13 protein-coding genes are annotated in these 8,693 nt (G+C 62.0%); all 13 read left to right on the top strand.

The genetic code is table 11. The features are described 5' to 3' along the window. Positions 1-152 precede the first annotated feature (152 nt). The 13 genes from BZL41_RS18825 to BZL41_RS18770 all read left to right on the top strand — a co-directional run bounded on the left by BZL41_RS18825 (position 153) and on the right by BZL41_RS18770 (position 8,538). Complete coding sequence (locus tag BZL41_RS18825) at positions 153-371, top strand: hypothetical protein (protein WP_095600717.1); 219 nt, start codon at positions 153-155, stop codon at positions 369-371. Positions 372-432: 61 nt separating this feature from the next. Then, positions 433-801: a type III secretion system inner rod subunit SctI gene (gene sctI / locus BZL41_RS18820; RefSeq protein ID WP_095600716.1), complete on the top strand. Its 369-nt coding sequence runs from the start codon at positions 433-435 to the stop codon at positions 799-801. Positions 802-814: 13 nt separating this feature from the next. After that, a complete protein-coding gene (gene sctJ / locus BZL41_RS18815; RefSeq protein ID WP_095600715.1) occupies positions 815-1,603 on the top strand; it encodes a type III secretion system inner membrane ring lipoprotein SctJ in 789 nt (262 codons plus the stop codon). An 11-nt stretch (positions 1,604-1,614) separates the two neighbouring features. Continuing rightward, a complete protein-coding gene (locus BZL41_RS18810) occupies positions 1,615-2,202 on the top strand; it encodes a serine kinase (RefSeq protein ID WP_143518123.1) in 588 nt (195 codons plus the stop codon). Further along, positions 2,196-2,783, top strand: a complete 588-nt coding sequence (sctL, locus tag BZL41_RS18805; protein WP_168191037.1) for a type III secretion system stator protein SctL — start codon at positions 2,196-2,198, stop codon at positions 2,781-2,783. Before BZL41_RS18810 ends, sctL begins: the two co-directional genes overlap by 7 nt. Before the next feature lie 70 nt (positions 2,784-2,853). Beyond that, positions 2,854-3,075, top strand: a complete 222-nt coding sequence (locus tag BZL41_RS18800) for a serine kinase (RefSeq protein WP_095600712.1) — start codon at positions 2,854-2,856, stop codon at positions 3,073-3,075. Then, entirely contained in the window at positions 3,062-3,511 is a 450-nt protein-coding gene (locus BZL41_RS18795) for a type III secretion system chaperone (protein WP_095600711.1), read from the top strand. Before BZL41_RS18800 ends, BZL41_RS18795 begins: the two co-directional genes overlap by 14 nt. Further along, complete coding sequence (sctC, locus tag BZL41_RS18790) at positions 3,504-5,522, top strand: type III secretion system outer membrane ring subunit SctC (RefSeq protein WP_095600710.1); 2,019 nt, start codon at positions 3,504-3,506, stop codon at positions 5,520-5,522. The genes BZL41_RS18795 and sctC overlap by 8 nt, the downstream gene beginning before the upstream one ends. A gap of 17 nt (positions 5,523-5,539) precedes the next feature. Then, positions 5,540-5,719 carry an HrpT family type III secretion system protein gene (hrpT, locus tag BZL41_RS29285; protein WP_305884110.1) on the top strand — a complete coding sequence of 60 codons (180 nt, stop codon included), beginning with the start codon at positions 5,540-5,542 and terminating at the stop codon, positions 5,717-5,719. Further along, positions 5,712-6,065: a negative regulator of hrp expression HrpV gene (locus BZL41_RS18785; RefSeq protein ID WP_095600709.1), complete on the top strand. Its 354-nt coding sequence runs from the start codon at positions 5,712-5,714 to the stop codon at positions 6,063-6,065. Before hrpT ends, BZL41_RS18785 begins: the two co-directional genes overlap by 8 nt. A 234-nt stretch (positions 6,066-6,299) precedes the next feature. Then, positions 6,300-6,680 carry a type III secretion system chaperone gene (locus tag BZL41_RS18780; RefSeq protein ID WP_095600708.1) on the top strand — a complete coding sequence of 127 codons (381 nt, stop codon included), beginning with the start codon at positions 6,300-6,302 and terminating at the stop codon, positions 6,678-6,680. Positions 6,681-6,779: 99 nt separating this feature from the next. Beyond that, a complete protein-coding gene (locus tag BZL41_RS18775) occupies positions 6,780-8,213 on the top strand; it encodes a pectate lyase (protein ID WP_095600707.1) in 1,434 nt (477 codons plus the stop codon). A gap of 13 nt (positions 8,214-8,226) precedes the next feature. Continuing rightward, the gene (locus tag BZL41_RS18770; RefSeq protein ID WP_095600706.1) at positions 8,227-8,538 is read left to right on the top strand and encodes an HrpW-specific chaperone; all 312 of its coding nucleotides are present in this window, start codon (positions 8,227-8,229) and stop codon (positions 8,536-8,538) included. The last annotated feature ends 155 nt before the right edge of the window (positions 8,539-8,693 follow it).

Here is an 8,693-nt window from a genome sequence, read left to right as displayed (position 1 = left end):
GCGTTGAACTCGCAGATCAACGGCGCCAAGGGCGTTCAGTACTGAGGCTAATGCGACCCTCTCCTTGAGTAGGGTCGCAGTTTTACGGGTATGAGCAATTCTGGATCGTTGTAATCCGGTTCGGTTTGTTGAGCCTTCAGCTTGGGGGATTTATGAGCATTAGTGGAGCGGCTTTTCAAGCATTAAATGAGATTCGGCAAGAGTCTGACCTAACGCTTCGTAATTCTAAAAAAAATGCACAGATCTCGGCCGAGGTCTTCAGGTTGCTGCTGCGCACCAGTGAAAAGCGTGCTGCGGGCGCTGTTCTTCAGGATCAGCAAATCAAATTCCAGACCAAGGTCATCGAGGGGACGCGGGATATCCAGTTCTGACCGACTGGCCTGTGCCTCTTTCAAATCCAAGGCGGATTTCACTCTGTAATTGAGGTGACCGATGAAAATTACGAATGTAACGGGTGTAGCCTCCGGGCAAGGGTTGGGCACAGGGCCGTCGGCTGGAAAACTGGCCGACCCGGCTGGCTCGGATGTTTCCTGGTTCAGCGCGGCTATGCAGGAGGGCGGCGATCAGGCGCCGATGTCGCTCGAGAGCGCGAGCCGTCCCTTCAATGAGCTGTTCCAGAGCTTGCAGGGTAAGTCCGATGTTGCGGCTAGAAAGCTGAAAAAGGCGGCGGCCTCCGTGGACCCGAAGGACATCCGCCAGGCCAACAAGTCCCTGTCGTCGTTCTATCTGGAAAGCATGTTGTCGGCCAAGCTGGTCGGCAAGGCCGCCCAGAGCGTGGAAAAGCTCACCAACCTTCAATAAGCGGTCCTCTCCTATGCGCCCGAATCGCCTCAAGTTCCTGGTGCTGCTGCTCGCTACGATGTTGACCGCCTGCGGAGAGCGCATCGAGCTGCACAGCCAGTTGTCCGAGCAGGACGCCAATGAAGTGATTGCCGAATTGGCAGACAAGCACATTCCCGCGGAAAAGCGTATCGGCAAGGAAAGCGTGTCGGTGCTGGTGTCGTCGGAAGACATCAATCGCGCCGTGCATGTGCTGTCTGCTGCGGGCCTGCCGAAGCGTTCGCGCAACAGCCTGGGAGACGTGTTCCAGAAGGATGGTGTGATTTCCACGCCGCTGGAGGAGCGGGCGCGCTACATCTATGCGTTGTCCCAGGAGCTGGAGGCGACCCTGTCGCAGATCGACGGGGTGGTGGTGGCACGGGTCCATGTCGTATTGCCTGAACGGATCGCTCCGGGCGAACCGGTGCAGCCTGCATCGGCTGCGGTGTTCATCAAGCATCGGATGGACCTGGATCCGGATAGCGTACTTCCGCGCGTTCGCCGGTTGGTGGCCAGCAGCATCCCTGGCTTGTCCGGCAAGGAGGAGCAGAAGCTGGCCATCGTCTTCGTCCCGTCCGAGTCCTACCGGGAGGCGCCGAGAATGGTGCGTATCGGCCCGTACAGCGTGCCGGAAGAGCGCATCGAGCTGCTGAAGCTGCTGCTCGTCGTTGGCTTGTTGGGTGGCATCGTGATCTTGCTGATCCTCCTGGCGGTCAAGCCGGAGTGGCGGAACGCCTTGCTGGCCAAAATCCGTTCGCTCAAGTCTTCGTCCCAGGCTGCGTGAGGACATACAACATGATTCCCCATGCGGATTGCCTGCGATGGGCGCAATGGTGGGCGACCGGTTGGACCGGCGCGGATGAGAGCTGGCGTGTCGAGGCCTGTTTCGCGCCTTGGGAACGGTCGATGATCGAACAGGCTGCCTCCTTGCATCACGGAGCATTCGCGCGGCGCTTGGGATTGTCGCAAGACTTGCCTTCCCATCCCGATCAGGTGGTGCTGCGGTTGATCGACGAAACCGTCGAGGCGCGCCTGCATGCCTTGCTGCTGATCGCCGAGATTTTCGGCAAGGGGCGGGTCGTTGATCTGCCCGACGCCGAGGCTCAGTGGTGCCGGCGGATTGCCCGGGCGCTGCTGCCCGGGAGTTGGGTGCCGCCTGAATGGGGACGGGACGAGCCCCGTGTCGCGGGGCTTCGGTCGCTGTATGGCCGACTCGACGCGACGTGTTGGAAACGGGCGCGTTTGCTGTTTCCCAGGTCGCTTGTCGAGCAGGTCGAGTCCTGTGAGCCGGCGCCGCTGCCGGCTGCCAAACTCGCCACGCTCTGGGATGCAGTCATCTGGAAGAATCGATGCCTTTGGGAAAGGGGAGCACAGGCATGCTGACGCGTCGAACGGTAAGACTGAACGGTGCCCAGCCTGCCGAGGCCGAGCCCCTGCTGCGGCGCGAGCTGATCGAGCAGCACCGGGAAGCGGAAAGCGTCATCGAGACGGCGCGGCTTCAGGCCGAGGCGCTTCTCGACGAGGCGCGCTGCCAGGCGGATGCGTTGGCCAGGGATGCCCGGGATGCTGCCGTGGCGGAGTTCTGGCAGCAGGCGGAAGTCTTCTTTGAGGGTTGGCGCGAACAGCAGGCGCAGATGACTGAGGGCCTGGTGGACAGTGCCTGCCAACTGGTGAGTCAGGCATTGACCACCCTGTTGGAGGAGGTCCCGGACGAGGCACGCATCCGTGCCTTGCTGCGACAACTGCGCACCGCCCAGGCGGACGGCGCCGGTGGCGAGCTGTATTGCCATCCGCAGGCACGTCCGGCAGCAGAGGCATGGCTGAGCGAGCGGAGCACCTGCGACTGGCGCATCCGCGAGGATGAAAGCCTCGACGTCGGCAGCGTGCGCCTGGTGGCGGAGCATGGTGACTTCCTCCTGAACTGGGGCGACGCCGTGGCGGCGCTGCTGCCTCGGCATTCCTGAACAGGTTCGGGAACGCTTTTGCCGTTTCGTCCACTCACTGAATACCCCATTCGTTCGGAGGTTTTCAGTCATGTCTTTCGACAGAGTTCAACGCCGCCTCGATTCCGTTTTCCAGCGTTCGCAGACCCAGCTTGACCAAGCCGCGGTCCAGGCCGCCGAAGGTGCTTCGCTGGAGGACATCAGTGCGTTCACCGACGCCATGATGCAGCACTCCCGGGCCAACTGGGCGGTGAGCCGTGTCGGTGTGCTCGAGCACAACCTGGCCAAGGCCATCCTCAATGAAATCCACTGATCCGGGCGCGCTGCTGCAGGGCTGGCTCGACAGTGTCGAGCCGGAACTGCTCCTCAGCATCGATGGCGGTGATGTGGCGCTCCAGCGGGTCGACGGCGGCGTGCTGTGCAAGGCGGCCCTGGACATCGGCTGGAAAGGCCAGCCTGGCCTGCTGGAAAAAGCCTTGCGTTTGTCCTTGCCCAGCCTGGGCCAGTTCCGGGAGCGCGCTGCCGCGTTGTCCCTGGACCCGGCGGACGGACGCTTCTGGCTGTTGATTCGCGCCGGTGTCGACGCAGAGGACTCCCTGGAGGCGAGCATCGAAGCCTGCCTGGAGGCCCTGGTCACCCAGCGCGATGTCTGGAGCGAGCTGCTCCAACGCGAGGCAGGCGGACGCAAGACCGCTGCTGCCCAACCCCTGTATCCCTGGTCGCTCCGGCAACGAGGTGCTTATGCGTAACGTATTGCTTGCATTGCCGCTTCTGGCTGGTTTGTCGATGTCTGCTGTGGCGGCCGTACCGGCGGAGTGGCGCAAGGGCGCCTATGCCTATGAGGCCGAAGGGGCATCCCTGGTATCGGTATTGGAGGATTTCGCCCAGAGCCATGGCGTGAAGCTCCGGATCGGCAATGTCTCCGGCGCTGTGGATGCGAAGATCCGCGCCGACAGCGCCGAGGCGTTTCTCGACCGCCTGGCCCTGGAACACCGTTTCCAGTGGTTCGTCTACAACGGAACACTGTTCATCAGCCCCATCGAGGAGCTGACCTCCGTGCGCCTCGAGGTATCGCCCGAGGCGGCGCCCGACCTCAAGCAGGCGCTGACCGACATCGGCCTGCTCGACAGCCGCTTCGGCTGGGGCGAGCTGCCGGACGAAGGCGTGGTGCTGGTTACCGGGCCTGCCCGCTATGTCCAGCTCATCCGTCGCTTCAGCAAGGAGCGGGTCAAGGGCGACGAACGCCAGCAGGTGATGGTGTTTCCCTTGCGCTATGCCGCCGTCGCCGACCGGGAGATCCAGTACCGCGATCAGAGTCTGCACATCCCTGGCGTCGCTCGCCTGCTGGCGGGGCTAATGGGCACCGAGGGCGGCGGCAGCGGAGGGACATCGCCGTCCGCCTCGTTCGGCGGGATCAACGAGGCGCTCCAATCGGCGATGAGCATGGCCGAGAAGGCGGACAGTTCCGCCATGGGGCTGGCTGTGAAGGAAACTCCGCCGCTGGGTACGCTGAAAGTGGGCGGCTCGGGACGCTCGGGCAAGGGGCGTGTGGTCGCCGATGTGCGGAACAACGCGATCCTGGTCTGGGACGACCTGAAAAGACGGGAGATGTACCAGCAGGTGATCGATCGTCTGGATGTGCCGCAGAACCTGGTGGAAATCGATGCACTGATCCTGGACATCGACCGTGAGGAAATCGAGCGCCTGGGCTCGTCCTGGCAGGCTCGGATCGGCAACATCTTCGGTGGCACTTCGATTCCCGGCGGTGGCAGCTCGACGTTGTTCATCGGCGACTTCAAACGCTTTTTCGCCGAACTGCAGGCCCTGCAGGAGAAAGGTGTCGCCTCCATCGTGGCCAACCCCTCGGTACTGACCCTGGAAAACCAGCCGGCCGTGATCGACTTCAGCCGTACCGCGTTCATCACGGCGGTCGGCGAGCGGGTGGCGGACATCCAGCCGGTGACCGCCGGCACCAGCTTGCGGGTGATTCCGCGTGCCATCGATCAGGGGGGGCATAACAGCATCCAGCTCATCGTCGATATTGAGGACGGGCAGGTAGAACTGAACCGCGAGGGCGGGGCTTCCGGCATGAAGCGAGGGACCGTCGGCACCCAGGCGGTCATCGACGAACAACGTTCGCTGGTCATCGGCGGCTTCCACTCGGAGGAGAGCGGTGATCGCGACCGGCGCATCCCGCTGCTCGGCGACATTCCCTGGATCGGCCAGTTGTTTACCTCCACGCGCCGGGAAACCTCGCGCCGGGAGCGCCTGTTCATCCTGACGCCGAAGCTGATTGGCGACCAGACAAACCCGGTGCGCTATGTCGGCGCGGATGATCGCGAACGCCTGGACGAAGCCCTTGTCCGGGTACAGCGTCGGCATGGCAACGGCAACCTGCGGGCCAAGCTGGAGAACGTCATGCTCGACCTGGTGAAGGGACGCCTGCCGGCGGGGCTCGAGCCCGGGGCACCGAGCCTGGCCCTGGATACCCTTTGCCGCCTGCAAGCGGGCATCCAGTTCGATGCAGAGCGTCGACAGTGGTTCAGCGACAAGGAATTCAATGTCGGTGTCGGCGTGGTGCGCAACGCCGGTGACAAAGCCGTGCAGTTCGATGAGGCAGCTTGTGGCGGGGAGAATACGCTCGCTGTCACCCTGTGGCCGCGTAGTCGATTGGAGCCCGGAGAAGCCAGCGAAATATTCGTCGCCCTGCGCAAGCAGATCGTGAATACGCCGGCCAGGGCATCGTTGCTGGTTCCTTGAGTGGGGAGGGTGTGTCAATGCGGAAAATCATCTTGATTCTGGGAGGCTGCCTGCTGGTCAGTGCATGCTCGACCGGGCCATGCGGTTCCAAGGGCTGCGCGCGGCCATCGTCGGACGCTCAGCGGCTGGTGATCTGGTGGTCGCCGGAGCTGCGTAGCAATGCAGAAGACCATACGGTGGTGCCGGTACATGATTGAACAGCTCAAGACCCATTCCGATCACGAGAACTTTCTTGCGTCCGTCCTGGCGGGCGAGGCCAGCCGTTTGAGCTGGGCACCGGGGATCGACTTCATCTTCAGCGAGGAACGCGTCGGATGGGGGGTGGCCTTGAATATCAAGCGCCAGGTCCAGCGCCGCGACCTGTTCGCCAGTGCATTGGCGAAGCGTTTTGCCGATGCGTTGAGCTACGAGGGCTGCTACCTGTGCCTGGATAGCTGGGAGAACTTCATCGTCTGGCATGCCGTGCGGCAGGACAGTCACGATGTTGGTTCGCTGCAGCGCATCATGAACCGTCTGTTGGATCTCGCCGGTTTGCATCACTGAGCCAGCCACCTCGGTGGGGACCGTCCCACCGAGGTGTTGCCCTTCGGCGCGCCTTTCTGGGCGCGCTTTATCTTTCGGCGCTGTTTTCGCGAAGATCGAATCTAAATATCGAAAATTAGCGGAACTTTGCCCGAGCGGCTTCCACTCACTTAGCGAATCCTGTCGGAATGGACAGAGCCTTTGCTGGTCCTCTGCCCCATAAACCGACCCCCTTTCGGCGAGAGAGTGCGATCGATGGATGTGCAACGGGTCGTTCATGGTTTCGTGGCTCGCCTTGGCGAGCGCCTGGGTACGCCGCTGACGCTGCAGAACGGTGTGTGCGCCCTTTACGACGAGCAGGATCGGGAGCTGGCAGTCATCGAGATCCCTCTCCCGGGCAGTGCCGTCATGTTCTATTGCCGCCTCGGGCGGAGTGGGGCCGGCCTCGACCACCAGCGCTTGCTCGCGGCCAATTTCGACATGGGCTCGATGCGGGGCTGCTGGTTCGCCCTGGACCGCGGAGCGCTCTGCCTGTGTACGCAGCGGGAGATCGCCGATCTCGACGAGCAACGTTTCTGCGACCTGGCAATGGGGTTCATTGCCCAGGCGAAGACGATGAGGGGCACCTTGCCGTAAAGGGCGTCAACCCGTGCATGAAAGCGCCGGCCTCTTCTCGATGCGGTTGGATTGGGAGAGGAGTGGCTTGTCTATAAAACCAAATCAGGAGAGTCACCGATGGAGATCAAGTTCAACTTCAACACTCGTCCCGACGCGTACTCACCGCAATCGGATTCGCTGCCGGACTACAAACGGAGTCCCCTGGCCAACAAGAACAACGGTACGCAGGACGGAAGGTCGTTCGAAGAGTTCGCTGAACAGATCGCCATGGCCCTGGTCGCCGAGTTGTTGAAAGGCAGCCCGCTGCTCCAGCAGCTCCTGGGACTCGGCAATGGAGAGGGGAATGGCAAGGGCAGCCGTAAGAGCGACGGGCTGGACGGTGGCTCCAGTCTCGGACAGGACTTTGGCAGCCGCTTCAAGGACGCGCTGTTCTCCTTCCTGGATCGGATGTTGAGTGGCGAAGGCGGCAACGTGAAGGGCAACGCGCCCTCCGACGGTGCGGAGGAATCCAACTGGCCGAACAGCACGAACCAGTTCCTGCAAAACGGCGGCACGAGCCTGTTGAACAACTCGATCGCGCCCACCGAGGATGGCGGCGGACAGGTGCAAAACAAGGATGTTCTGAAACCGATCTCGCTCCTGATGGACAAGCATCCCGAGGTGTTCGGAACGCCCAGCCAGAAGGCCGAGACGCCTGCTACCGAATCTTCTGAAAAACCGTTCCACACGACCACCAGGAACAGCATGCAGAATGGCACGACGCCGCCATCCTTCGATCAGTTCACCAAGCCGGTCAGCCTGAGCCAGGTGCCGACCGGCGAAACGCCGGCGTCGACCCCGTCCAAGTCGGCGCCCGCGAAAGTGGACTCGACACGCAACGAGGGCAACTTCAATTTCACCAAGATCCAGGAAGGCGGCGCAGGCGGCAGCTCCGGGGTGAGCTTCCCGAAAGCCTCCTCCAACCCCAACGTGGTCAACGACACCATTGTCGTGAAGAAGGGTGAAGTGTTCGACGGCAAGGGCCAGACGTTCACTGCCGGCAGCAAGCTGGGCGATGGCGGACAGAGCGAGAACCAGAAGCCACTCTTCATCCTGGAGGACGGCGCCAAGTTGGAGAACGTGGTGATCGGCGATAACGGTGCCGACGGTGTTCACGTCTATGGCGATGCCAAGGTGAATAACGTGCACTGGACCAACGTCGGCGAGGACGCGCTGACCATCAAGCCGAACAAGGAAGGCAAGAAGGCCAACGTCGAGATCACCAACAGTAGCGCCCAAGGCGCCAATGACAAGATCTTCCAGTTGAACGCCGACGCCAACATCACCATCGACAACTTCAAGGCCAAGGACTTCGGTACCTTCCTGCGCACCAATGGCGGCCAGCAGGGCGACTGGAACATCAACCTGAAGAACATCACGGCTGAGGACGGCAAGTACAAGTTCGTCAACAGCGACTCGGAGGGCGTGAAGGTCTCGGCCGGCAACATCAACCTGCAGAACGTCCACGAACACTTCCGTCTGTCTAAATCCAGCACCCTGAATCTGGCCTGAGAGGAGTAAAGCGATGAAAGACACTACCAACCGTGTACTGACCTGGAATGATCTGCTGGAAGGCGATGGCTACCTCACGCCGTCACAGAAGGACTCCTTCGAGCGAGCCATCGGCATGGTCCTGCGCTGTCTGGACGATACCCTCGGCATGCCGGTGGAACCCCACTATGGCGCCTTCCAGTTCGAGTCCTTCGTCGATGATCTGGAGCCCCGGTTTCTGCATCGTCCGGCGCCGGACGAACTGGGCAGCGATGCGGCCCTGGCGGCCTACTGGGTGGTCCGCCACATCGCCGACGGCCTGCTGCGAAGCCGGGTGTTGCACTGACAGCGATCGATTGCGGTTGCGGCGGAAGGGCGAAGCGAAAGCTTCGCCCTTTCTTTTGGTTCTTCACGGATTACCGGGGAAAGCGGCTTTGATTTTCATGAAGAAGAAGCTGCTGTCCCGGTAGCCGTAGGCCATGCGCTTGATCACCTTGATGC

This window comes from Pseudomonas sp. PIC25, from assembly GCF_002286785.1.
Classification (GTDB): domain Bacteria; phylum Pseudomonadota; class Gammaproteobacteria; order Pseudomonadales; family Pseudomonadaceae; genus Pseudomonas_M.
This window is presented reverse-complemented; position numbering and strand designations above follow the sequence as displayed.

What these genes read in the sequence shown, in the direction of transcription:
- BZL41_RS18825 (WP_095600717.1), top strand. Translation starts at nt 153, where the DNA reads ATGAGCATTAGTGGAGCGGCTTTTCAAGCATTAAATGAGATTCGGCAA.
- sctI (WP_095600716.1), top strand. Translation starts at nt 433, where the DNA reads ATGAAAATTACGAATGTAACGGGTGTAGCCTCCGGGCAAGGGTTGGGC.
- sctJ (WP_095600715.1), top strand. Translation starts at nt 815, where the DNA reads ATGCGCCCGAATCGCCTCAAGTTCCTGGTGCTGCTGCTCGCTACGATG.
- BZL41_RS18810 (WP_143518123.1), top strand. Translation starts at nt 1,615, where the DNA reads ATGATTCCCCATGCGGATTGCCTGCGATGGGCGCAATGGTGGGCGACC.
- sctL (WP_168191037.1), top strand. Translation starts at nt 2,196, where the DNA reads ATGCTGACGCGTCGAACGGTAAGACTGAACGGTGCCCAGCCTGCCGAG.
- BZL41_RS18800 (WP_095600712.1), top strand. Translation starts at nt 2,854, where the DNA reads ATGTCTTTCGACAGAGTTCAACGCCGCCTCGATTCCGTTTTCCAGCGT.
- BZL41_RS18795 (WP_095600711.1), top strand. Translation starts at nt 3,062, where the DNA reads ATGAAATCCACTGATCCGGGCGCGCTGCTGCAGGGCTGGCTCGACAGT.
- sctC (WP_095600710.1), top strand. Translation starts at nt 3,504, where the DNA reads ATGCGTAACGTATTGCTTGCATTGCCGCTTCTGGCTGGTTTGTCGATG.
- hrpT (WP_305884110.1), top strand. Translation starts at nt 5,540, where the DNA reads ATGCGGAAAATCATCTTGATTCTGGGAGGCTGCCTGCTGGTCAGTGCA.
- BZL41_RS18785 (WP_095600709.1), top strand. Translation starts at nt 5,712, where the DNA reads ATGATTGAACAGCTCAAGACCCATTCCGATCACGAGAACTTTCTTGCG.
- BZL41_RS18780 (WP_095600708.1), top strand. Translation starts at nt 6,300, where the DNA reads ATGGATGTGCAACGGGTCGTTCATGGTTTCGTGGCTCGCCTTGGCGAG.
- BZL41_RS18775 (WP_095600707.1), top strand. Translation starts at nt 6,780, where the DNA reads ATGGAGATCAAGTTCAACTTCAACACTCGTCCCGACGCGTACTCACCG.
- BZL41_RS18770 (WP_095600706.1), top strand. Translation starts at nt 8,227, where the DNA reads ATGAAAGACACTACCAACCGTGTACTGACCTGGAATGATCTGCTGGAA.